This window comes from Clostridioides sp. LIBA-7602 (assembly GCF_056688945.1).
This window is the reverse complement of record NZ_CP196991.1, coordinates 77,473-102,018: the sequence shown is the minus strand read 5'-3', so window position 1 is coordinate 102,018 and position 24,546 is coordinate 77,473. Positions and strand designations below refer to the sequence as shown.

Sequence of the window (24,546 nt, the reverse complement as noted above, 5' to 3'; positions counted from 1 at the left end):
AGTCACTAAGAGCTTATTCAAGCCCTTAGTGCACTTTTAAACAACACACTTTACTATTTTAACACCACAAATAATGGTTGTCAAGATTTCTTTACTCTATCTGCCATTAATCTTCAATTTTTTCAACAGCTATATTTCTATATTTCTTCATTCCTGTTCCAGCTGGTATTAATTTACCTAATATAACATTTTCTTTAAGTCCTATTAAGTGGTCTTCTTTACCTTTTATTGCTGCTTCTGTTAGTACTCTTGTTGTCTCCTGGAATGAAGCTGCTGATAGGAATGAATCAGTTGCAAGAGACGCTTTAGTTATACCAAGTAAAACTCTTTTAGCAACTGCTGGTCTTAGACCTTTGGCTACAGCATCTTTATTACATTCATTGAATGTTAATACATCTTCATATCCACCTGGTAATAAATCTGTATCTCCTGGGTCTTCAACTTTAACTTTAGATAGCATTTGTCTTACTATAACTTCTATATGCTTATCGTTAACGTCAACCCCTTGAAGTCTATACACTCTTTGAACTTCTTTAACTATATATTCTTGAACTCCCTTAACACCATTTACTCTTACTATATCATGAGGATTTATAAATCCTTGTGTTAATGGGTCTCCAGCTTCTAACATTTGACCTTGTTTAACCTTTAATCTAGAGCCATATGGTATCACATATGTTTGAGTTTCGCCTTCTGCTGGTATTACATTTACTTCTTTTCTCTTTCCAGTTTCGTCTATTTCAACTCTACCAGATACTTCAGTTATTACGGCTAATCCTTTTGGTTTTCTAGCTTCAAATAATTCTTCAACCCTTGGAAGACCTTGAGTTATATCGGCTCCTGCAACTCCTCCAGTATGGAATGTACGCATTGTAAGCTGAGTACCCGGCTCACCGATAGATTGAGCTGCTATTATACCAACTGCTTCACCTATATTAACTTCTTTTCCTGTAGCTAAGTTTCTACCATAGCACTTAGAACAAACTCCATGATTAGTTTTACAGTTAAGAACTGTTCTTATCCTAATTTTTTCAATTCCTAAATCTACTATAGTTTCTGCTTCATCTTCTTGTATCATAGCATCAGCTTCAACTATAACTTCGCCAGTTTCAGGATTTAATATAGGGTCTATAGTATATCTTCCTACAATTCTATCGTATATCTCTTCTATAACTTCATTTCCTTCTTTTATAGCATAAATTTCTGTAGTATCCTCTGTTCCACAATCTATTTCTCTTACAATAACATCTTGACTTACATCAACAAGTCTTCTTGTTAAGTATCCAGATTCAGCTGTACGTATAGCGGTATCAGCAAGACCTTTTCTGGCACCATGTGAAGATGTAAAGTATTCTAGTACTGATAGACCTTCACGGAAATTAGATTTAACTGGTATCTCAACTGTTTTACCAGACGCATTGGCCATAAGACCACGCATTCCTGCCAGCTGTCTAATTTGGTTTTTAGAACCTCTGGCTCCTGAATGTGCCATTATATATATATTATTTAATCTGTCTAGTCCACCCATAAGAGCATCAGTAACTTTATCAGTTGTTTCTGTCCATGTCTCTATGACTTTCTCATATCTCTCTTCATCAGATATTAGACCTCTTCTGTACGCTTTTTCATATTTATCAACTTTTGCTTCTGCTTCAGATATAAATACTTTCTTTTCTTCTGGTACACTCATATCATCAACAGCAACTGTTATTCCACCTAGTGTAGAATATTTAAACCCTAGAGCTTTTATATAATCTAGTAATTCAGCTGTTTCTGTATTTCCATGTTTTCTAAAACATTTATCTATTATCTTACCAAGAGATTTTTTATCTGCTAAGAAATCAACTTCCAGTGCAAATGGGTTTTCTTTTCTATCTACAAAACCTAAATCTTGAGGTATATTTTCATTAAATATAAATCTACCAACTGTACTTTCAACTAATGAACTGCTTCCATCTTCAAGTGTTACCTTTAATTTTACTAAAGCATGTAGATGAACTGATTTATTATAATAAGCAAGTAATAGTTCATTAAAATCTTTAAATACCATTCCTGTTCCTTTAGCTCCATCTTGTGCTTCTATTGTTAGATAATAGCAACCTAAAACCATATCCTGAGATGGAGTAGTTATAGGTGAACCATCTTTAGGAGCAAGGATATTATTTACAGAAAGCATTAAGAATCTTGCTTCTGCTTGTGCCTCTACTGATAAAGGTACATGGACTGCCATTTGATCCCCATCGAAGTCTGCATTATAGGCTGTACATACAAGAGGATGTAGTTTTATAGCCTTACCTTCAACTAAGATTGGTTCAAATGCTTGTATACCTAATCTATGTAGAGTCGGTGCACGGTTAAGAAGAACTGGATGACTTTTTATAACATCTTCTAAAACATCCCAAACTTCTGGTTTAACTTTTTCTACTATAGATTTAGCACTTTTTATGTTATGTGCATATCCTTCTTTAACTAATTTGTCCATAACAAATGGCTTGAATAATTCTAATGCCATTTTCTTTGGAAGTCCACATTGGTAAAATTTAAGTTCTGGTCCAACAACTATAACAGAACGTCCTGAGTAGTCAACACGCTTACCAAGTAAGTTTTGACGGAAACGACCTTGTTTACCTTTTAACATATCTGATAAAGATTTAAGTGGTCTATTCCCAGGGCCTGTTACAGGTCTACCTCTTCTACCATTATCTATTAATGCATCAACGGCTTCTTGAAGCATTCTTTTTTCGTTTCTTACAATTATATCTGGAGCTCCAAGCTCTAATAATCTTTTAAGTCTATTATTTCTATTTATAACTCTTCTATATAAATCATTTAGGTCTGAAGTCGCGAATCTTCCACCATCTAGTTGTACCATCGGTCTTAAATCTGGTGGTATTACTGGTATTGCATCTAAAATCATCCACTCTGGTTTATTTCCAGACTTTTTAAATGCCTCTACAACTTCTAATCTTCTGATTGTTCTAACTTTCTTTTGTCCTGTACTATCTTTTAATTCCGCTCTTAAGTCTTTACTTTGTTGTTCTAAATCTATATTCTGTAGCAATGTCTTTACAGCTTCAGCACCCATTCCTACAGTAAAAGTATATCCATACTTTTCAAGAGCAGTTCTGTATTCTTTTTCTGTAAGTAACTGTTTTTCATTTAATCCAGTTTCTCCTGGATCAACTACTACATATGAGGCGAAGTATAATATTTTTTCTAATGATCTTGGTGACATATCAAGTAAAAGTCCCATTCTACTTGGTATACCCTTGAAGTACCAGATGTGAGACATAGGAGCAGCTAGCTCTATATGTCCCATTCTCTCTCTTCTTACTTTTGATTTAGTTACTTCTACTCCACATCTATCACAAACTACACCTTTATATCTAACTCTTCTATATTTACCACAATGGCACTCCCAGTCTTTTTGTGGTCCAAATATTCTTTCACAGAAAAGACCATCTTTCTCTGGCTTTAAAGTACGGTAATTTATAGTTTCTGGCTTTTTAACTTCTCCTCTAGACCATTGTCTTATTTTTTCTGGAGAAGCCAATGCTATTTTTATCGACTCGAAATTGTTTAATTCAAACAAGGAGTTCTCTCCCTTCTATTTGAGATTTACATTAATTAAATTTACACATCAAAGTCATCACTTTCAAAATCTATTTCTTCTTCAAATAAATCCTCTTCAGCGAATTCTTCTAAATTCTCTATATCCTCATCTTCTGCGTTTTCAGCAAAATCATCTTCAATTTCTTCTATTATATTACTTTCTTCAACTTCTCCCATATGATTTACAACGTCTAGCTCAAATTCGCCTATTGTATCATCTTCATCTACAGATTCTCTTACTTCTATTTCTTGGTCTTCATCTGTCAATACTTTTACATCTAAGCATAAACTTTGAAGTTCTTTTATAAGAACCTTAAATGATTCTGGGATTCCTGGCTCAGGTATGTTTTCACCTTTAACTATAGCTTCATAAGTTCTAACACGACCTACAACATCATCAGACTTAACAGTAAGTATTTCTTGAAGTATGTGAGCAGCTCCATATGCTTCTAGAGCCCAAACCTCCATCTCTCCAAATCTTTGTCCACCAAATTGAGCTTTACCACCTAGTGGCTGTTGAGTAACTAATGAGTATGGTCCAGTACTTCTTGCATGTAATTTTTCATCTACTAAGTGATGTAGTTTTAAGTAATACATATATCCAACAGTTATTCTGTTATCAAAAGTTTCACCTGTTCTACCATCGTATAAAGTTAATTTACCATCTCTAGGATACCCAGATGCCTCAAGAGCATCCATTATATCGTACTCATTAGCACCATCGAATACTGATGTTGCCACATACCATCCTAATGTCTTAGCAGCAAGTCCTAAATGGACTTCTAGAACTTGACCGATGTTCATACGTGATGGTATACCTTGTGGGTTAAGTATTATGTCTAGAGGAGTTCCATTTTCCATGAATGGCATATCTTCTTCTGGTAATATTCTTGAGATAACCCCTTTGTTACCATGACGACCAGCCATTTTATCTCCAACTTTTATCTTTCTTTTTTTAGCTATATAACATCTTACTAATTCATTTACTCCTGGAGATAAGTCATCTCCATTTTCTCTAGTAAATACTTTTACATCAACTATTATACCAGATTCACCATGAGGTACTTTAAGTGAAGTATCTCTAACTTCCCTAGCTTTTTCTCCGAATATTGCACGAAGCAATCTTTCCTCAGCAGTAAGTTCAGTTTCTCCTTTTGGAGTTACCTTACCAACTAGTATATCACCTGAGTCTACCTCTGCACCTATTCTTATTATACCTCTGTCATCTAGGTTTTTAATTGCACTATCTCCAACATTAGGTATATCCCTAGTTATTTCCTCTGGTCCTAGTTTTGTATCTCTAGCTTCACATTCATACTCTTCTATATGAATTGTTGATAATCTATCTTCTTTAACTAATCTTTCATTTATTAATATGGCATCCTCGTAGTTATAACCTTCCCAAGTCATGAATGCTATAAGACAGTTTCTTCCAAGTGCAACTTCTCCTAAATCAGTTGCTGGACCATCTGCTATAACATCGCCTCTCTCAATCTTTTCACCTTTACTTATTATAGGTGTTTGATTTATACAAGTACCTGAGTTTGAACGTTTAAACTTAAGTAAATTATATCTATCTCTGTTTCCATCTTCTCTTTTTATAATTATTTCATCTGCTGTTACTCTTTCTGCTATACCAGAGTTTCTAGCAACAACAACTGCTCCAGAGTCTTTTGCAGCTCTATATTCTATACCAGTTCCTATAATTGGTGCTTCTCTTCTAACTAGAGGCACTGCCTGACGCTGCATGTTAGCTCCCATAAGGGCACGGTTGGCATCATCATTTTCTAGGAAAGGTATCATAGCAGTGGCAACAGATACAACTTGCTTAGGAGATATATCCATGTAATCTACTCTGCTTTCAGGAACCATTTCAACAGCACCATTTACAGTTCTACAAACAACTCTATGGTTTACGAACTTACCATCATCTGTTAATGGCTCATTTGCCTGAGCTCTTACAAATAAATCTTCCTCATCAGCAGTTAGATAATGTATTTCATCAGTAACTGTTGATGTTTCTTTATCAAATTTTCTATATGGTGATTCTATAAATCCAAATTCATTTATCTTTGCATAAGTTCCTAGAGAGTTTATAAGACCGATGTTTGGTCCCTCTGGAGTCTCTATCGGACACATTCTACCATAGTGTGAATGGTGAACGTCACGCACTTCGAATCCAGCTCTTTCTCTTGAAAGACCTCCAGGTCCAAGAGCTGATAATCTTCTCTTATGTGTTAACTCAGACAGAGGATTTGTTTGGTCCATGAACTGAGATAACTGAGAACTACCAAAGAATTCTTTTATTGCAGCAGAAACTGGTCTTATGTTAACCAACGCTTGAGGCGTTATGGCTTCCATATCTTGAACTGTCATTCTTTCTTTTATAACTCTTTCCATTCTTGAAAGACCAATTCTAACTTGATTTTGTAATAATTCACCTACAGATCTTATTCTTCTGTTTCCTAGGTGGTCTATATCATCAATATTTCCTATATTATAGAATATATTAAATTCATAACTTATTGAAGCTATTATATCATCTAATAATATATGTTTTGGTATAAGTTCTTTAATTCTTGATTTTATAGCTTCTTTTATTTCTTCTTCGTCGCTATATCCATCTAAAATTTCTTTTAAAGTTGGATAATGTACTTTTTCTTTTATGTTTAAATCATCTATGTCAAAATTAATGTGAGACTTAATATCTACAAAGTTGTTTCCTATAACTCTAACTTTCTTATCATCATCCATTAGTAGATTTACTACATTTATACCTGCATTTTGTATATCTTTAGCTAACTCATAACTTATTTTTTCTCCAGCTTTTACAAATACTTCCCCAGTTTCTGGATTAATTATGTCTTGTGCTGAAATTTTATTCATTATTCTATAACATAAAGCAAGTTTCTTATTAAACTTATATCTACCAACTTTTGCTAAATCATATCTTTTTGGATCAAAGAATAAAGCATTTAACAAAGATGATGCACTTTCTACAGTAGGAGGTTCGCCTGGTCTTAATTTTTTATATATCTCAACAAGACCTTCTTCTACTGATTTAGTATTATCCTTTTCTAATGTAGCAGTTAATCTCTCGTCTTCTCCTAAAAGGTCAATTATCTCTGCATCTGTTCCTATTCCTAAAGCTCTAAGTAAAACTGTAACTGGTTGCTTTCTTGTTCTATCAACTCTTACAGAAATTACATCATTAGAATCTGTCTCATATTCTAACCATGCTCCTCTATTAGGAATTACAGTAGATGAAATCAATCTCTTACCTGTTTTATCTCTTTCTTCCGCATAGTAAACACCAGGAGATCTAACTAATTGACTTACTATAACTCTTTCTGCTCCATTTATAACGAAAGTTCCTCTTTCTGTCATTAAAGGGAAGTCACCCATAAATACTTCTTGTTCTTTTATTTCGCCTGTTTCTTTATTTATAAGTCTTACCTTAACTTTTAGAGGTGCACAATATGTAGCATCTCTCTCTTTACACTCTTCTATATCGTACTTTGGTTTATCGTCTAAAGAATAGTCAACAAATTCCAATATAAGATTACCAGTATAATCTTCTATTGGTGAAATATCATCAAACACTTCTTTTAAACCTTCTTTTAAAAACCACTCATAGGAATCTACTTGAATTTCTATAAGATTTGGCACATCAGCTATTTCCTTAATTTTAGAAAAGCTCATTCTAGTTCTTTTACCTATCGTGACAGGATGTGGCATTCACTTTTCACCTCTCAATAATTAAAAATAAAACAATAGTTCATTCTAACGCATCTAATAATTTTAGCATATTGTCAAGTATTTTTCAATATATTTTTTATCTTATATGTAAACTATGCATTATTTTTGATTTTTTGTAAATTATTTTAAGCATATATTATGTATTATGTACAATTTTTCAATATAAAATCCATATTTTGCATTTATAGGTCTAATTTTCTATATAAAATTATATACAAATACCATTCCCCTATTTAATTATAATTCCATAAGAAAATAGTTGTAAATAATTAGATTTATACAAATATATACAATTTATTTAATATACAAAATAAAGACCATAGATAAATTTAAATTGGAATTTTGAGCATTAAACTTTTTCCAATATAAATTATATCTATGGTCTTTATAAAAATAGAATTTTTAACATAACTAATTCATAAATCTTCATTACATATTATCAACTTGACTATCCTAATATATTATCTGCAAATTGTGGAGTAGGTAAACCAAATCCTCCTGCAACTTCAAGTAAATCTCCTGTTATAAATGATGAGTCATCACTAGCATAGAATAAGACAGCTTTAGCGATATCATCTGGTTCTCCTATACGATTTAAAGGAACATGCTTTAAAAACTCTTTTATGAATTCTGGAGACATATTATCCAGTGCAGCCTTAGTTGCAATAAGACCTGGAAGTACAGCATTACATCTAACATTATCTTTTGCATATTGTGTCGCTATATTTTGAGTTAATGAATTGATTGATGCTTTTGATACACAGTAAGCTATTCTGGATAAATCAGGTAATACTGAACCTATACTTGATATATTTACTATACTGCCTTTTCCATTCTTTATCATATGAGGAATTGCTGCTTTACATGGTAAATACACACTTTTTAAATTAGTATTTACTGTGTCAAAGAAATTATCTGTATCCCCAGTTACAAGGTCTTTGTCAAGAGAAGGGTTTGTTGAACCAAAATTGTTTACAAGTATATCTATCTTACCTTCTTTTTTAACTACATCTCCTATCATTGAAGTAAAAGTTTCTTCTTCACGAGCATTAAAGTAAACAAACTTAGCACAACCACCTTCTGCACTTATTTTATTTATAACTTCATTAGCTAATTCTTCTGAACGAGCTGCTAAATATACAATTGCTCCATTCTTTGCTAATATCTCTGCTGAAGCTAATCCAATACCTTTTGTTGCAGCAGTAACTACTGCAATTTTTCCTTGTAATTTTTCCATTGTTAATTCCTCCTTAAATATATCCTTCAAAGTCTACAATTTTCGATTTTTTTAAATACTTAGTTCATTTTAAAATTTATATTCGTTAATTAATTATTTATTACATTTTATTTCCAAATTACTCATGTATTTTTTTAAAATAATATGTAATTTTTTACAGTTCCATTTAATTATATACCCTACATATATACATTACAATAATTGTTTATATTTTAATTTAATAACAATATTAAATTAAGATATCATTACATACTATATGATACCCTTAATTTAATACTATTATATAAATTTTTTTCATTTTATAAAAATATTTTATTTATAATTCCAAATAAATTCTATAATTCTTTGCAAATAAAAAAGATACCCATTGGGTATCTTTTTAAAGAAACTACTTAACTTCTACTTTAGCTCCAGCAGCTTCTAATTTTTCTTTTATTTGATCAGCTTCTTCTTTAGAAGCTCCTTCTTTAACTGTCTTAGGAGCATTATCAACTACTTCTTTAGCTTCTTTTAATCCTAATCCTGTTATTTCTCTAACTGCTTTTATAACTCCAACTTTTGAAGAACCAACTTCAGCTAATACTACATCAAACTCAGTTTTTTCTTCAGCAGCTGGTCCACCAGCAGCTGCACCAGCTACCATTACTGGAGCTGAAGCTGATACACCGAATTTTTCTTCAGCAGCTTTAACTAATTCATTTAATTCTAAAACTTTCATATTTTCTATAGCTTCTAATATTTGTTCTATTGTCATTTTTAGCACCTCCGAATTTTATTTCAAATTAATATTTATAATTTTTTAATTAAGCAATTAAGCTTCTTCTTGACCTTCTGCCTTTTTCGCTATTGCATCTATTAAATATGCAAAGTTTGATACTGGAGCTTTTAAGCTACCAAGTAATTTAGCGATAAGAACTTCTCTTGATGGTATGTTAGCCATTTCAACAATTTTAGACTCATCGTAGAATGCACCTTCCACAATACCCATCTTTAATTTCATCTTTGGATGAGAATCCATGAATCCTTTTAATATTCTTGCTGGAGCAACTGGATCATCATATCCAAATGCTATAGCATTAGTTCCAACTAATAATTCATCATTGAATTGCTCTATACCAACTTCTTTAGCTGCTCTTCTAACTAAAGTATTTTTATATACTTTGTAATCTACACCAGCTTCTCTCATTTGTTTTCTTAACTCAGTTACTTCTTCAACTGTTAATCCTTTGTAATCTACAACAACAGCAGCAGAAGATTTTTGTAACTTTTCAACTATCTCAGAAACAACTTCTGATTTAATTTCTATAGCTTTTCTCATATAGATGTGCACCTCCTTCACCAAATAGGCTTAGTATTTACCGCAACATTATAAAAAGCTTTTGTTGCCAAAAGTAGACATCAAAAGCTTTAGTAATCTCAATTTATCTAAAACCTCGGCGGGATATTAAGCTTTCGCACCCACTATCTACGGCAAATCTATTCTTTTTTACATTGACAAGTGATATGATAACATTTTTGTCAACCTGTGTCAACAGTTTTATTATTCAGCTGTTCTTGCTGGGTTTATTTTAACTCCAGGTCCCATTGAAGAAGCTACTGTTACACTTCTTAAATATTGTCCTTTAGCAGCAGCTGGTTTAGCTTTTATTATAGCATCCATTAATGCTGCAAAGTTTTCAGCTAATTTTTCTCCACCAAATGATACTTTTCCTACTGGAACGTGTATTATGTTAGTTTTGTCTAATCTGTATTCAACTTTACCAGCTTTTATTTCATCTATAGCTTTAGCTACATCAAATGTAACTGTTCCTGATTTAGGGTTTGGCATTAAACCTTTAGGTCCTAATACTCTACCTAATCTACCTACTACACCCATCATATCTGGAGTAGCAACTACTATATCAAATTCAAACCAGTTTTCACCTTGTATTTTTTGAACTAATTCTTCAGCTCCTACAAAGTCAGCACCAGCTTGTTCAGCTTCTTTAGCTTTCTCACCTTTAGCAAAAACTAAAACTCTTTTAGTTTTACCAGTTCCGTGAGGTAATACAACTGCACCTCTTACTTGTTGGTCAGCATGTCTTGAGTCAACACCCAATTTAATGTGTGCTTCTACTGTCTCATCAAATTTAGCTCCAGCTATATCTGAAACTAATGTTAATGCTTCTGATGCATCATAGAATTTAGTTCTATCTACTTTTTGTAATGCACCTGCATATCTTTTACCTTTTTTAGCCATTTTATTTTCCTCCTCGTGGTTAATTTCGGCTTTTCGCCTCCCACTTTATAAAAAAAAGTGTTTCTTTTTATTAGTCTTCTATTACAACACCCATGCTTCTAGCAGTACCAGCTATCATACTCATAGCAGCTTCTACTGATGCAGCATTTAAGTCAGGCATTTTTAACTCAGCTATTTCTCTTACTTGAGCTGAAGTCATTTTAGCAACTTTCTTTTTGTTTGGTTCTCCAGAACCTGATTTTAAGTTTAATGCTTTTTTAATTAAAACTGCAGCTGGTGGAGTTTTTGTTATAAAACTGAATGATCTATCTTGATATACAGTTATAACAACTGGTATTATCATTCCAGCTTGATCTGCAGTTTTAGCATTAAATTCTTTTGTGAATCCCATTATATTAACACCATGTTGTCCTAATGCTGGTCCAACTGGTGGCGCTGGAGTAGCCTTTCCTGCAGGTATTTGTAATTTTATTTGACCTATAACTTTTTTAGCCATTTTGAGCGCACCTCCTCAGATTTTTCTATATAGTATTAGATTTTTTCTATACCTTCAAGCTCTATTACAAATAGAGTCCTTTTACCAAATGCATTTATGCATACTTTGACTTCTCTATTTTCTAAGTCAATTTCTTCTATGTTACCTATTTGTCCACTAAATGGTCCTTGAGATACTTTTACTGTGTCTCCTATTTCAAAATCAATATCGCTATTTACTACTTTAGGGTCTGTTGTATCTATTCCCATAGCTTTGACTTCATCTTCACTTAATGGTACTGGTTTTGAACCAGGTCCAACGAAACCTGTAACTCCCTTAGTATTTCTTACTACATACCAAGATTCATCAGTTATTATCATTTTAACCAAAACATAACTTGGATAAACTTTACGTTGTCTAGTTTTTTCTTTTCCAGTTTTAGTAGTTTCCACTACCTCTTCTGTTGGAACAACTACTTGTCTTATGCAGTCTTCCATACCTCTTGTTTTAACTGCTTTCTCAATTGTAGCTTTAACTTTATTTTCATGTCCCGAATAGGTATGAACTACATACCAACTTGCTTCTTGTAATTCTGACATTTAACTTACCTCTTTTCGTCTATTTTAGTAATAACGCTAGTGCACCAGATAATATAGTGTCTATACCCCATACTAATATAGTGCATGAAATAACTACAGTTAAAACTATACTTGTGTTTTTAAACAGTTCCTTTTTTGTCGGCCATGTAACTCTTTTTAATTCTTGTTTAGTTTCTTTTAAATATCCAAATAAACTAAACCTTTTTTTAGTTTTTGCACCGTCATTTTTTTGGGCAGCCATTCCATACTCACATCCTTATAAAAAACTATTTTGTTTCTTTATGAGTTGTATGCTTTTTACAGAATCTACAATATTTTTGTAATTCTATTCTGTCTGGATTATTTTTCTTATTCTTAGTAGTGTTGTAGTTTCTTTGCTTACACTCTGTACATGCTAAAGTTACTTTAACTCTCATCTGATACACCTCCAACTTTGTAATACAATAATATATATTGTTAATATATGTGAATATAATACCTTTAAAATATGTATTTATTAAAAATCTACAGTATTCAAGATATTATTAACTTCCTATAATCATTACCTTGTATAAGTTATCACAAAATCCTATGCTGTGTCAATGTTTTTGTATTTCTATGTTAAAAAAAGAGGAGCATAACCCCTCTTTCTATTATTCTTTTTAATCCATCAGTTTAATAAAAGATTACTCTACTATTGTAGCAACAACTCCTGAAGCTACTGTTCTTCCACCTTCTCTTATTGAGAATCTTAATCCCTCTTCTACAACTATTGAGTTTATTAAGTCTACTTCCATTGTTACGTTATCTCCAGGCATTACCATTTCTATTCCATCTGGTAATTTACAAGCTCCTGTTACGTCTGTTGTTCTGAAATAGAATTGTGGTCTATATCCATCAAAGAATGGTGTATGTCTTCCACCCTCTTCTTTTTTAAGTACATATACTTCTGCTGTAAACTTTGTGTGTGCCTTTACTGATCCAGTTTTTGCTAGTACTTGTCCTCTTTCTATCTCGTTTCTTTGTACACCTCTTAATAATGCTCCTATATTATCACCTGCTTGTGCTTGGTCTAATAATTTTCTGAACATCTCTACTCCTGTTACTACTACTTTTCTTGGTGCTTCTGTTAATCCTACTAATTCTACTTCGTCTTGTACTTTTAGTACTCCTCTTTCTACTCTTCCTGTTGCAACTGTTCCTCTTCCTGTGATTGAGAATACGTCCTCTACTGGCATTAAGAATGGCTTGTCTGTATCTCTCTCTGGTGCTGGTATATACTCATCTATTTGCTCGAATAATTCTACTATCTTATTTCCCCACTCGCTCTTTGGATCTTCTAATGCCATTAATGCTGATCCTCTTACTATTGGAGTATCATCTCCTGGGAAATCATATTCTGTTAATAAATCTCTTACTTCCATTTCTACTAACTCTAATAACTCTTCGTCATCTACCATGTCACATTTGTTTAAGAATACTACTATATATGGTACACCAACTTGTCTTGATAATAGTATATGCTCTCTTGTTTGTGGCATTGGTCCATCTGTTGCTGAACAAACTAATATTGCTCCGTCCATTTGTGCTGCTCCTGTTATCATGTTCTTAACGTAGTCAGCATGTCCTGGGCAGTCAACGTGTGCGTAGTGTCTGTTTGGAGTCTCATACTCAACGTGTGCTGTTGATATTGTAATTCCTCTTTCTCTTTCTTCTGGAGCTTTATCTATGTTTGCGAAATCTACTGCTTCTCCTAATTGGTATCTGTCATATAATGTTTTTGTTATTGCTGCTGTTAATGTAGTTTTACCGTGGTCAACGTGTCCTATTGTACCTATATTAACATGAGGTTTTGTTCTTTCGTATTTAGCTTTAGCCATTTTGAATTTCCTCCCTTATCTTTCGATATAAATTAATTTTGCTCACAATAAGCTTATGGTAAGTATTTTACTATTAATCATTTCTGTTTTCAAGATGTTTTTCTAATTTTCTCTTAACCCTTTGTAAAGCGTTATCTATTGACTTTACATCTCTTTTAAGCTTGTCCGCTATAAACTGGTATGACTTTCCATTTAAATATAATTCTAGGACTTCTAATTCCAAGTCACTTAATAATTCGTTCATCTTTGATTCTATATTTTTCAACTCTTCTTTACTAATTATAAGCTCTTCTGGATCTGTTACTATACTTGTAGCTATAATATCTAAAAGTGTTCTGTCTGACTCTTCATCATATATTGGTTTATTCAAAGAAACATATGAATTTAAAGGTATATGTTTTTGTCTTGTTGCAGTTTTTATAGCAGTTATTATTTGTCTTGTTATACATATCTCTGCAAAACATTTAAATGAATTTGTCTTACTTCCATCAAAATCTCTAACTGCCTTATAAAGGCCTATCATTCCTTCTTGTATTATATCTTCTTTATCTGCTCCAATTAAAAAATATGACTTTGCTTTTGCCTTTACAAAATTTCTGTATTTGGTAATAATGTACTCTAATGCTATTTTATCTCCTTCACTTGCTCTTAATACAATGTTATACTCATCTTGCTGACAATTGTCTATTAACTCATAACTTTTTTCTTTCGCTACCAACATGTAAATCTCCCCCATATATAAAACAAATTTATAGGTATATTATAGTCTAAAGAAGCTAGTAATTTCAACGCTTTCTACGAATGTTCTCAAGTTTCGACAATGTTTCTTTATCTAACCTTTCCTCCAACCAATTTCGCTGAATTTTTTTCCTCAAACCGCTATTTTTTTCCTTCATTTTATTCTTGGAACGATCTAACTCTAGCTTTAATTCTCTCGCAGACATTCTTGTAGCACCTTTTCCTAAAATCATTTGTTGCTCTGCATAGTCATTAGTCGCTACTTTTACATCATCATACTTTGATAAAGAAGTTATAAATTTTTCTATATAACTATCTGCTGTTTGGTGCTCTCTTGTATAAACTATTGTTATGTGTTTTCTTTTCTCAACTTTTTCTCGTGAATTCTTAACATTATAAGCATCAAAAACTATTATAGTTTTATAACCCATAAACTCAGAAAATTCTATAATATCATCAATAAGCTTTTCTCGAGAATCTTCTAAGTCATCTTTAGCCAGTTCTTTCAAATTATCCCACGCATTTATAATATTGTAGCCATCTATTATTAAGTAATGATTTATATTTTTTTTCATGGTTATTTACTTTTATCCAGTCTTTGTCTGAATATCTCATATAAAAGTATCCCACCTGCCACAGATGCATTTAAAGACGTAACATTACCTATCATTGGCATTTTTACTATAAAGTCACAGTTTTGTTTAACCAATCTAGATATTCCAAAACCTTCACTTCCAATTACTACACCAAGAGGACCTGTAAGATTTTGTTTATAAAAAGTTTCTCCATCCATATCAGCAGCTGCAATCCACAGCCCTTCATCTTTTAATCTTTTTATTGTATTAACTATATTGGTTACCTTACAAACTGGCATATACTCTACTGCTCCAGCGGATGCTTTAGCAACTACAGGGGTTATGTGTACAGACCTTCTCTTTGGAATAATAACTCCATGTGCTCCTACTGCATCTGCTGTCCTTATTATCGAACCTAGATTATGTGGATCTGTTATCTCATCTAGTATAATGAAAAATGGGTCCTCATCTTTATTCTTTGCTAAATCTATTAACTCATCCAATTCATAATACTTATATTCACTTGCATAAGCTATTACACCTTGATGTGCATGACTTGTGCTGACCTCATCCAACTTATGTTTATCAACATATTGTATGATTATGTTTTTTTCTTTAGCCATTCCTATTATTTTTTTAATTGAACCTTCTTTAGCTGAATTTGAAATTAATATTTTGTCTATTTCTCTATCACTTTTTATAGCTTCTATTACTGGATTTCTTCCTTCTATACTTGCCAAATGATTCACCTCCTACAAGGCCTTAAATTTTTCTCTAACTTGAACTATATCTCCACAAGTCATAGTTCCTTCTGGACAACTCCCATTTACACAACTTGGTCCAGTCTTTTTAAATAGTATTGGAGCAACCTTTTTAACCTCTCTTAACATCTCTACAGCTAGATTTCTTATTTCCCACTGTGCTCTTTCACAGCATCTATGTTCAAAGAAATTAAACAAACTTCTAGCATTTATAGTAAATACCATTTTTGTTTCGCATGCATTTGGAAATACATATCTAGCATCTTCTATTGCTTTCTTCTCAGCTTGTCTTTTTGCTGTTTTTTCATTTTTTCCATCTTTTATTAATTCATTATAATGATTTTCAAATAATATCTCTACTAAGTTATCATAAGCCTCTTGGTCTTTTTTCATTGAATTTATAAATAACTCTTTTGCTTTTTCTATTTTTTCTATTTCTGGAGGAATTATGTACTCAAATTGCTCTAATTTAACATATCTTTGACTTTGTTGTGAAAAACTAGCTATACGATGTCTAACAATTTGATGTGAACAAGCTCTTGATATCCCTTCTATTGAAAATGTAAATGAAGCATGTTCTAATATTGACCCATGGCCTATACCTAATAACATATTTAAAAATTTCTCTATACTTTCATCTGTTAAGTCTTTTTCTATTTCGTCTGTCCCAACTGGTGAATAACATAGCTTAGCTGCCATAGCTATTACTTTTTCTGGTTCAGGTGTATGTGATATTAATTTTACTTTCATAAACTTTTATCCTTTCTCATGACTAATTTCTATATATTTATTATACATTAGTTATAAAAAAAGTGTTGCCTTATTGATTATTATTAAGACAACACTCTTTAATATTTACATATCTCTTTCAATAATTTTGATTCCTTTATTGATAATATATTGAAGTCTCTCTATTTCATTATTTAAATACAAATATCCAACCAAGGCCTCAAATCCAGTTGCATGTTTATAGTCTATAATATCTGCATTTTTAGGAGAAGTATTTGATTTTTGATTTCTTCCCCTTTTGTATATTTTGCTCTCTTCCTCAGTTAATTCAGCTTCAATTTCATGAATTATACTCGCCTGAGCTTTAGCTTTTACATACTTTATAGCTAATTTATGCAAATCATTAACTTTTCTTTGTGTATTCTGTCTAATTAAATGTTCTCTTATATATGTCTCATACACTGTATCACCTAAGTATGCTAAAACTAGTGGTGACATAGTAACTAATTCAGTTTTTTCCATTTTTATACCCTTTTCCACTTAACGCCTTGTCTTGTGTCTTCTAATACAATTCCCATATCTAATAATTGTTGTCTTATATCATCTGCTAATTGGAATTCTTTATTTTTCTTTGCATCAGTTCTTTTTTGTATTAATTCTTCAATGTCCTTATCTAATACAGTATCTTTTTTCTTATTTACAATGTTTAATACTTTTGTAAGCTCATTAAATTCATCTAAGCATTTTTTAGCAAACTCTAGAGAAGAGTTTTCATCTACATTAGAATTTATTAACTTAGCTAACTCAAATATTACACTCACTGCATCTGCTGTATTGACATCATCGTCCATAGCGTCGATAAATTTTTGTCTGAAGTTATCTAACTCTTTAACAAGCTCTACTTCTTTTTCTGTTAAAGTAGACTCTTTTAAATTACTTAATGTAAATTCTAATTTTTCTTTAGTATTATATAATCTTTCAAGACCAGCTTTAGCTTGATTTAGCATCTCATCACTAAAGTTTACTGGATTTCTATAATGTGCTGATAACATGAAAAATCTTACTATCTCTAAATCATATAATTTTGATATATCTCTTACTGTAAAGAAATTACCTTTAGATTTACTCATCTTTTCATCATTTATATTTATATATCCGTTGTGCATCCAGTATTTTGAGAATGTTTTTCCACTTCTAGCTTCACTCTGAGCTATTTCATTTTCATGATGTGGGAATGTTAAATCTTGACCACCTGCATGTATATCAATTGTCTCACCTAAATATCTCTTAGACATAACAGAACATTCTATATGCCATCCAGGTCTACCTTCTCCCCAAGGACTATCCCATCCTGGTTCACCTTCTTTTTTGGCTTTCCAAAGAACAAAGTCCATAGGATGTCTTTTTTGGTCATTAACTTCAATTCTAGCACCAGCTTCTAAGTCTTCTTGTTTTTGACCTGAAAGCTTTCCATATCCTTCAAACTTATTTGTATCAAAATACACATCACCATTTACTGCGTATGCATATCCCTTATCTTCTAATTCTTTTATAAAATCTATAATCTGTTGTATATTATCTGTAACTTGAGGATGAACAGTAGCTCTTTTAATTCCTAACCCATCACAATCTACAAAATATTCTTTTATATACTTAGTAGCAACTTCCTCTGGAGATATTCCTTCTTCATGGCTTCTATTTATAATCTTGTCATCAACATCTGTAAAGTTTTGTACATAAGTTACATCATATCCTCTATACTCTAAATACCTTCTTAGAGTATCAAATATTATAAATGGTCTTGCATTACCTATATGTATATAGTTATAAACTGTCGGACCACACACATACATTTTTACCTTTCCTTCTTCTAATGGAACAAATTCTTCTTTTGTTCTAGTCAATGTATTATAAACTTTCACACTCATCACCTCACCGTATTTTTATAAATTATTTTATTAACATTATATATTATATTATAGTTGAAAATTGCAATAAATAATAGTACTACTATCATTTTTAGTACTATCCTTCTAAACCACATCATAACAAATACTATTGTTATTCTCTATTGCTCTTCTAAAAATATCTTTTTTTGAGAAGAACATTTTTCAAAAGTTTCTTCTGTAATCATTTTTTCATCTTTTAATTTTTCTAAAATTGTAACATATTCTAAGCATAGCTCCTTTAATTCCTTTTTAACATCATCCATATTACTATACATAGTAATTACCCCCTTAATAATTAAATCAAACTAAAATAATAGATTTCCTTCTTCTATGCTTAATATTTTTATTAGTTTATTATTAATATTTTATTTATATTTTTGCTTTGCTTTTTATATATTAAATTTATAGCCCTAAATACCTTCATTTTCTTAACTAGATATTTTCACCAAATACTAACACAAAAAAAGTCCGCTTCTAAATTAGCGGACTTTTATGACTATAATATATTATTTTTTACATAAGCTATTCTATTTAAGCAAGTTTCTTTTCCTAAAACCTCCATTACTTTTGGTAAATCTGGTCCATGCATTTGCCCTGTTAAAATTATTCTTGAGCCCATAAATAAATTTTTTCCTTTTATTTTATACTCTTTTTGTATTTCTTTAAGCATTGCTTGAACAAATTCAGCATTTAATACTTCTGATTTTTCTATTTTTTCTTGTAAAGCATCTATTAAAGTAGGTATGTGTTCTAATTTTAAGAATTCACTTCCTTCTTCAGTCTCTACTTCTATTTTATCTCCAAAGAATATACTTGCATGTTCAGTAACTTCTTTTACATATTGTAATTTTTCTTTAAGTACTGATATCATACTCTTTAAAAACTCATACTTACTAGTAGCTTCTTCTTCTGTTATAAATCCATCTTCTATTAAGAATGGTATTGCTAAATCTGTTAAGTAAGTGTCATCACCATCTTTTATATAATGTTGATTAATCCAATTTAGCTTTTCAGTATCAAATACTCCACCACTTTTAGATACTCTTTCTACAGAGAATGCTTTTTCTAATTCTTCCATTGTAAACAATTCTTGATTATCTTCTGGAGACCAACCAACTAATGCTACATAGTTTACTAAACCTTCTGGTAAATATCCTTTTTTCTTAAAGTCTTCAACTGCTACATCACCTTGTCTCTTACTTAATTTTTTCTTTTCTTTATTAAGTATATTTGGTAAATGTACAAATACAGGTGCTTCCCATCCAAAAGCTTCATATAAATAGACATGTTTTGGAGTAGATGATACCCACTCTTCTCCTCTTATAACATGTGTGATTTTCATTAAATAATCATCTACAACTACTGCAAAATGATAAGTTGGGAATCCATCTGTTTTCATTAGTACCTGGTCATCTAAATCATTAGTATTAAATTCCATATCTCCTCTAACTAAATCTGTAAACTTAATTGTATGATTCTCTGGTAATCTTAATCTTATAACGTATGGTATTCCTGCTTTTATATTTGCTTCTACTTCTTCTTTAGAAAGATTCTTACAGTGACCATCATATTTAGCTGTTTCTCCTGCTGCTCTTTGAGCATCTCTTACTTCATCTAGTCTTTCCTTTGTACAGAAACAATAATAAGCCTTTCCACTATCTAAAAGTTGTTTTATATATTCTCGATATATATCTAATCTCTGAGATTGAATATATGGACCATATTCTCCCTTTTGTATTACACTTCCATTGTCATCTAATATAACACCTTCATCATGATTAACACCAGCCCATTTCATAGCATTAAGCATATTCTCTATAGCACCTTCCACTAATCTACTTTGGTCTGTGTCCTCTACTCTTAATATATACTCTCCGCCCATTTTTTTTGCAAATAAATAGTTATATAAAGCAGTTCTTAAACTACCTATATGTACAAATCCTGTTGGACTTGGTGCAAATCTTACTCTTACATTCATTTTTACTTCCTCCTGATATTTTATTCAATATAACTATAATATTAAACTAGTACATTGTTTTGCAAGTTTATTTTTACTGAACCTCCCATGACTAAAGTCACAGGGTTCCTGTTTCATAGAATTTCGCATAATCAAATCTAATAATAATATCCTTATTTATTTAAAAATACACATGTTTATTATAGCAGAAAATCCTAGTTTTAATTTCATAAATCTTTCTTTTAATCCATTTATTTGCTGAAAATTAAAAGCATTCCCTATTGATATATTTGTATTTATTAGTTACTTTATGGAATATTTATATAGTAACTGTTCTACAAAGTAAGTATGTACACTAATAATAAATATATATAAGGAAATAAAACTTAAATAAAAATTGGGATGAAAAGTATCAAATACTCATCACCCCAGTTTTTATTTAAACATCTTATTTTAGTAAGCTTTTGCCATTACTACCATATTATCTGCTTCTTTTCCACAATATACACACTTGTGACCTAAGTTTTCTTGTTCAAAAGGTAAGCATCTTATAGTTGCTCCTGTTTCTTCCTTAATCTTAGCTTCACATTCTGCATCTCCACACCACATAGTCTTTATGAATCCTGGCTTTTCTTCTAAAGCTTTTTTAAACTCATCCATATTTTCAACTACAGATGTATTGTCTTCTCTGTGTTTTTTTGCTTTTTCAAACATATCATTGTGTATAACATCAAATAAATCACATATGGCATCAGCTAATCCTTCTAAAGGCATAGAACTCTTTTCTAAAGTATCTCTTCTGAATATCATAGCTTGATTATTTTCTATATCTTTTGGTCCAATTTCAATTCTTACTGGAACACCTTTCATTTCCCACTCATTAAACTTCCAGCCAGTTGTATAGTTGTCTCTATCATCAACTTCAACACTTACTCCTTTAGCTTTTAAATCAGCATATATTTTATCCACTGTTTCCATTACATTTCCTTTTTTAGCAGCTATAGGAACTATAACAACTTGGATTGGAGCTACTCTTGGTGGGAATACTAGACCTCTGTTATCACTATGAGTCATTATAAGTCCACCTATAAGTCTTGTAGATGCTCCCCAAGATGTATGGTATGGATTAGCTAAATTTCCTTCTCTATCTGCAAAAGTAATCTCAAAAGCTTTTGTAAAGTGTTGACCTAAGAAGTGACTTGTACCTGATTGTAACGCTTTACCATCATGCATCATAGCTTCTATAGTATATGTTCTTTCACCACCTGCAAACTTCTCACTTTCACTTTTTTGACCAGCTACAACTGGCATTGCAAGTAATTCTTCACATAATGCTTTATATATTTCTAATTGTTGTATTGTTTCTTCTTGTGCTTCTTCTGCTGTTTCATGTAATGTATGACCTTCTTGCCATAAAAACTCAGATGTTCTTAAGAAAGGTCTAGTTGATTTTTCCCATCTAACAACTGAGCACCATTGATTATAAAGGTATGGTAATTCTCTATATGATTTTAACCATTTCGCATACATTGTACATATTATAGTTTCTGAAGTAGGTCTTACACATAGTCTCTCTTCTAATTTTTTATTTCCTCCATGTGTTACCCATGCAACTTCTGGAGCAAAACCTTCAACATGCTCTGCTTCTTTGTTTAATAAACTTTCTGGTATTAATAATGGGAAATAACAGTTTTTGTGTCCAGTTTCTTTAAATTTTTTATCCATAAATTCTTGCATTTTTTCCCATAATGCATATCCATATGGCTTTACAACCATAAAACCTTTTACTGGTGCATAATCAACTAAGTCAGTCTTAGTTATTACATCTGTATACCATTGTGGGAAATCATCTTCCATCTTTGTTATTTCTTCAACAAATTGTTTTTCATTTTTTGCCATTTCAATTACCTCCTCATTTATTATGTTTTTATAAAAAAACACCACTTTATCTCCTTATATAGATAAAATGGTGTTTATAAAGTACAACTCTGATTATCTATACAATAGCTTTTTAAGTTACTATCCTAACCTAACATTATTTTTGATAAACTCTGCCTTTACTTTTTCATTTATTTCTTTTATGTCAATTATTTCTTTATCTTCTTTATGTCTAAACTTAAATTCTACTTTACCTTCACTAATATTTTTACCTACTGTAATTCTCATAGGTATTCCTATTAATTCTGAATCATTAAATTTCACACCTATTCTTTCGTCTCTATCATCTAATAAAACTTCTACACCCATAGCTTGTAAATCATTATATATCTTTTCAGCTATTGATACTTGTTCCTCATTTTTCATATTTGCTGGAACTATCACAACATGGTATGGAGCTACTGATAAAGGCCATATTATACCTTTTTCATCATTATGTTGTTCAATTATAGCTGCAGCTGTTCTTTCAACACCTATTCCATAACATCCCATTACTATAGGTTTTGATTTTCCATCTTTATCTATAAAGTTTGCATTCATAGATTCTGAGTATTTAGTTCCTAGCTTGAATATGTGACCTACTTCAACACCTCTGGCTATTTCAAGTGGCTTCCCACATACTATACACTTGTCGCCTTCTTGAACATTTCTAAAATCTCCAACTATTCCTTCAAAATCTCTTCCATAGTTAGCATTTTTTATATGATACTCAGTTTTATTAGCCCCAACAACTATGTTTCTTTGTTCAACAATTTCTTTATCTATAAATACATAGTCAGCGTTTATACCTATTGGTCCAGCAAAACCTACTTCTGCATTAGTTACTTTTCTCACTACATCATCTGTAGCAAGTGCAAATTCTATAACAGAACCTATCGCATTAGACACTTTAACTTCGTTAACTTCTCTATCTCCTCTTACAACAACTACAACTGTTTTTCCATCTGCCTCATATACTAAAGTTTTAGCAAATTTATCTGGAGAAATTTTTAAAAATTCCTCTAGTTCTTTTATTGTAGCTGCTCCTGGCGTATGAACTTCTTCTAATTCCTTCATATCTTCTTTTTCTGATACTACATTACAAGATTCTGCTCTCTCTACATTTGCTGCATAGTCACATCCACTACAGAATACAACTTCATCTTCACCAACTTCTGATTTAACCATAAATTCAGCTGATGTAGACCCTCCTATAGCTCCTGAATCTGCCTGAACTGGACTATTCTCTAGACCACATCTATCAAATATACTCACATATGCATCAAACATATCTTGATATGATTTATCTAGACCTTTATCATCTACATCAAAACTATATGCATCCTTCATAGTAAAAGTCTTAGTTCTCATAACACCAAATCTTGGTCTTCTTTCATCTCTATATTTTACTTGTATTTGATACAGGTTCAATGGCAATTGTTTATATGAAGTAATTTCTTGTCTTATTATATCAGTGAAGGCTTCTTCATGTGTTGGTCCGAGACAGTATTCTCTTTCTGTTCTGTCTTTTAGCCTAAACATTTCTTCACCCATAGCAGTCCATCTTCCGGACTCTTTCCATAATTCAGAAGGAAGTAAAGCCGCACAAAGTATCTCTTGACAATCTTTTTTATTTAGTTCTTCTCTAATTATTTGTTCAATTTTTTTGAACACTCTTAATCCCATCGGTAATTGATTATAAACCCCTGAAGTCATTTTTTTTATCATTCCCGACCTAACCATTAATTGATGGCTTGTAATCTCAGCATCTGCTGGGATTTCTTTTAATGTCGGCATAAACATTTTAGACATTTTCATTAATAGATTCCTCCTGAATATTAATTTCTTGAAAATATAAAAAACCTCTCATCTCTATACAAGTATAGAGACGAAAGGTTTAATTTCCGCGGTACCACTCTAGTTAGCTATATAAATAGCTCTCTTTTGGGAATGTAACGGTTCCTACCGTAAAGATTTTTATACCTTTAAGCTAAAAGACAGGTTCAAACATTTCCTCTTGAAAACTCTCACCAACGTTTTCTCTCTGTAAAGATTTCATCGTTTTACTATTTCTTTATCATAGCTAGTTTTATATTTATATTAATTTCACTTAAATTCACATATTATAGATATTCTATAT

21 protein-coding genes and 2 other annotated features are annotated in these 24,546 nt (G+C 31.5%); all 21 genes read right to left on the bottom strand.

Annotated elements, in window-relative coordinates; translation table 11 throughout:
• Positions 1 to 106: 106 nt before the first annotated feature.
• On the bottom strand, positions 107 to 3,592 hold the full coding sequence (gene rpoC, locus ACTG45_RS00640) for a DNA-directed RNA polymerase subunit beta' (protein ID WP_021382500.1): 3,486 nt from the start codon (positions 3,590 to 3,592) through the stop codon (positions 107 to 109).
• Between the two features lie 41 nt (positions 3,593 to 3,633).
• Positions 3,634 to 7,350, bottom strand: a complete 3,717-nt coding sequence (rpoB, locus tag ACTG45_RS00635; protein WP_021382506.1) for a DNA-directed RNA polymerase subunit beta — start codon at positions 7,348 to 7,350, stop codon at positions 3,634 to 3,636.
• 469 nt (positions 7,351 to 7,819) lie between these two features.
• Positions 7,820 to 8,608: a 7alpha-hydroxysteroid dehydrogenase gene (gene hdhA / locus ACTG45_RS00630; RefSeq protein ID WP_479919651.1), complete on the bottom strand. Its 789-nt coding sequence runs from the start codon at positions 8,606 to 8,608 to the stop codon at positions 7,820 to 7,822.
• A gap of 388 nt (positions 8,609 to 8,996) precedes the next feature.
• Positions 8,997 to 9,362, bottom strand: a complete 366-nt coding sequence (gene rplL, locus ACTG45_RS00625) for a 50S ribosomal protein L7/L12 (protein ID WP_021382505.1) — start codon at positions 9,360 to 9,362, stop codon at positions 8,997 to 8,999.
• Positions 9,363 to 9,419: 57 nt separating this feature from the next.
• Entirely contained in the window at positions 9,420 to 9,926 is a 507-nt protein-coding gene (gene rplJ, locus ACTG45_RS00620; protein ID WP_003421187.1) for a 50S ribosomal protein L10, read from the bottom strand.
• Positions 9,927 to 9,968: 42 nt separating this feature from the next.
• Positions 9,969 to 10,097 (bottom strand) — a sequence feature (ribosomal protein L10 leader region).
• A gap of 51 nt (positions 10,098 to 10,148) precedes the next feature.
• Entirely contained in the window at positions 10,149 to 10,847 is a 699-nt protein-coding gene (gene rplA, locus ACTG45_RS00615) for a 50S ribosomal protein L1 (protein ID WP_021382507.1), read from the bottom strand.
• Between the two features lie 70 nt (positions 10,848 to 10,917).
• The gene (rplK, locus tag ACTG45_RS00610) at positions 10,918 to 11,343 is read right to left on the bottom strand and encodes a 50S ribosomal protein L11 (protein WP_003421189.1); all 426 of its coding nucleotides are present in this window, start codon (positions 11,341 to 11,343) and stop codon (positions 10,918 to 10,920) included.
• 35 nt (positions 11,344 to 11,378) lie between these two features.
• A complete protein-coding gene (gene nusG, locus ACTG45_RS00605; protein ID WP_003421190.1) occupies positions 11,379 to 11,921 on the bottom strand; it encodes a transcription termination/antitermination protein NusG in 543 nt (180 codons plus the stop codon).
• A 19-nt stretch (positions 11,922 to 11,940) separates the two neighbouring features.
• Positions 11,941 to 12,162, bottom strand: coding sequence for a preprotein translocase subunit SecE (gene secE, locus ACTG45_RS00600; protein ID WP_003429494.1), 222 nt, complete (start codon positions 12,160 to 12,162; stop codon positions 11,941 to 11,943).
• A gap of 25 nt (positions 12,163 to 12,187) precedes the next feature.
• Positions 12,188 to 12,337, bottom strand: a complete 150-nt coding sequence (rpmG, locus tag ACTG45_RS00595; RefSeq protein ID WP_003421192.1) for a 50S ribosomal protein L33 — start codon at positions 12,335 to 12,337, stop codon at positions 12,188 to 12,190.
• Positions 12,338 to 12,586: 249 nt separating this feature from the next.
• Positions 12,587 to 13,780, bottom strand: coding sequence for an elongation factor Tu (tuf, locus tag ACTG45_RS00590; protein ID WP_169469762.1), 1,194 nt, complete (start codon positions 13,778 to 13,780; stop codon positions 12,587 to 12,589).
• A 73-nt stretch (positions 13,781 to 13,853) separates the two neighbouring features.
• Positions 13,854 to 14,501 carry an RNA polymerase sporulation sigma factor SigH gene (sigH, locus tag ACTG45_RS00585; protein ID WP_021382468.1) on the bottom strand — a complete coding sequence of 216 codons (648 nt, stop codon included), beginning with the start codon at positions 14,499 to 14,501 and terminating at the stop codon, positions 13,854 to 13,856.
• 64 nt (positions 14,502 to 14,565) lie between these two features.
• Positions 14,566 to 15,093 (bottom strand): NYN domain-containing protein, encoded by a 528-nt coding sequence (locus ACTG45_RS00580; RefSeq protein WP_479919650.1) that lies wholly within the window; start codon positions 15,091 to 15,093, stop codon positions 14,566 to 14,568.
• 2 nt (positions 15,094 to 15,095) lie between these two features.
• Positions 15,096 to 15,833 carry a 23S rRNA (guanosine(2251)-2'-O)-methyltransferase RlmB gene (gene rlmB / locus ACTG45_RS00575; protein ID WP_021382471.1) on the bottom strand — a complete coding sequence of 246 codons (738 nt, stop codon included), beginning with the start codon at positions 15,831 to 15,833 and terminating at the stop codon, positions 15,096 to 15,098.
• A 12-nt stretch (positions 15,834 to 15,845) separates the two neighbouring features.
• Positions 15,846 to 16,604, bottom strand: a complete 759-nt coding sequence (thyX, locus tag ACTG45_RS00570) for an FAD-dependent thymidylate synthase (RefSeq protein WP_021382485.1) — start codon at positions 16,602 to 16,604, stop codon at positions 15,846 to 15,848.
• A gap of 105 nt (positions 16,605 to 16,709) precedes the next feature.
• The gene (locus ACTG45_RS00565) at positions 16,710 to 17,105 is read right to left on the bottom strand and encodes a ribonuclease III domain-containing protein (protein ID WP_044211958.1); all 396 of its coding nucleotides are present in this window, start codon (positions 17,103 to 17,105) and stop codon (positions 16,710 to 16,712) included.
• A gap of 2 nt (positions 17,106 to 17,107) precedes the next feature.
• Positions 17,108 to 18,505, bottom strand: a complete 1,398-nt coding sequence (cysS, locus tag ACTG45_RS00560) for a cysteine--tRNA ligase (protein WP_021382482.1) — start codon at positions 18,503 to 18,505, stop codon at positions 17,108 to 17,110.
• 146 nt (positions 18,506 to 18,651) lie between these two features.
• Positions 18,652 to 18,807 (bottom strand): hypothetical protein, encoded by a 156-nt coding sequence (locus ACTG45_RS00555; RefSeq protein ID WP_021382499.1) that lies wholly within the window; start codon positions 18,805 to 18,807, stop codon positions 18,652 to 18,654.
• Between the two features lie 221 nt (positions 18,808 to 19,028).
• Complete coding sequence (gene gltX / locus ACTG45_RS00550) at positions 19,029 to 20,510, bottom strand: glutamate--tRNA ligase (RefSeq protein WP_479919649.1); 1,482 nt, start codon at positions 20,508 to 20,510, stop codon at positions 19,029 to 19,031.
• A 432-nt stretch (positions 20,511 to 20,942) separates the two neighbouring features.
• A complete protein-coding gene (gene proS / locus ACTG45_RS00545) occupies positions 20,943 to 22,388 on the bottom strand; it encodes a proline--tRNA ligase (RefSeq protein ID WP_021382483.1) in 1,446 nt (481 codons plus the stop codon).
• Positions 22,389 to 22,508: 120 nt separating this feature from the next.
• Complete coding sequence (locus tag ACTG45_RS00540; RefSeq protein WP_479917872.1) at positions 22,509 to 24,224, bottom strand: proline--tRNA ligase; 1,716 nt, start codon at positions 24,222 to 24,224, stop codon at positions 22,509 to 22,511.
• Between the two features lie 63 nt (positions 24,225 to 24,287).
• Positions 24,288 to 24,496, bottom strand: a binding site (T-box leader).
• Positions 24,497 to 24,546 lie beyond the last annotated feature (50 nt).

Coding starts and splice junctions, on each gene's coding strand:
- rplL (WP_021382505.1), bottom strand. CDS start 9,362: ATGACAATAGAACAAATATTAGAAGCTATAGAAAATATGAAAGTTTTA.
- rplK (WP_003421189.1), bottom strand. CDS start 11,343: ATGGCTAAAAAAGTTATAGGTCAAATAAAATTACAAATACCTGCAGGA.
- proS (WP_021382483.1), bottom strand. CDS start 22,388: ATGGCAAAAAATGAAAAACAATTTGTTGAAGAAATAACAAAGATGGAA.
- secE (WP_003429494.1), bottom strand. CDS start 12,162: ATGGCTGCCCAAAAAAATGACGGTGCAAAAACTAAAAAAAGGTTTAGT.
- rpmG (WP_003421192.1), bottom strand. CDS start 12,337: ATGAGAGTTAAAGTAACTTTAGCATGTACAGAGTGTAAGCAAAGAAAC.
- ACTG45_RS00580 (WP_479919650.1), bottom strand. CDS start 15,093: ATGAAAAAAAATATAAATCATTACTTAATAATAGATGGCTACAATATT.
- ACTG45_RS00555 (WP_021382499.1), bottom strand. CDS start 18,807: ATGTATAGTAATATGGATGATGTTAAAAAGGAATTAAAGGAGCTATGC.
- gltX (WP_479919649.1), bottom strand. CDS start 20,510: ATGAATGTAAGAGTAAGATTTGCACCAAGTCCAACAGGATTTGTACAT.
- sigH (WP_021382468.1), bottom strand. CDS start 14,501: ATGTTGGTAGCGAAAGAAAAAAGTTATGAGTTAATAGACAATTGTCAG.
- thyX (WP_021382485.1), bottom strand. CDS start 16,604: ATGAAAGTAAAATTAATATCACATACACCTGAACCAGAAAAAGTAATA.
- tuf (WP_169469762.1), bottom strand. CDS start 13,780: ATGGCTAAAGCTAAATACGAAAGAACAAAACCTCATGTTAATATAGGT.
- rplA (WP_021382507.1), bottom strand. CDS start 10,847: ATGGCTAAAAAAGGTAAAAGATATGCAGGTGCATTACAAAAAGTAGAT.
- ACTG45_RS00540 (WP_479917872.1), bottom strand. CDS start 24,224: ATGAAAATGTCTAAAATGTTTATGCCGACATTAAAAGAAATCCCAGCA.
- rpoB (WP_021382506.1), bottom strand. CDS start 7,350: ATGCCACATCCTGTCACGATAGGTAAAAGAACTAGAATGAGCTTTTCT.
- nusG (WP_003421190.1), bottom strand. CDS start 11,921: ATGTCAGAATTACAAGAAGCAAGTTGGTATGTAGTTCATACCTATTCG.
- hdhA (WP_479919651.1), bottom strand. CDS start 8,608: ATGGAAAAATTACAAGGAAAAATTGCAGTAGTTACTGCTGCAACAAAA.
- rplJ (WP_003421187.1), bottom strand. CDS start 9,926: ATGAGAAAAGCTATAGAAATTAAATCAGAAGTTGTTTCTGAGATAGTT.
- ACTG45_RS00565 (WP_044211958.1), bottom strand. CDS start 17,105: ATGGAAAAAACTGAATTAGTTACTATGTCACCACTAGTTTTAGCATAC.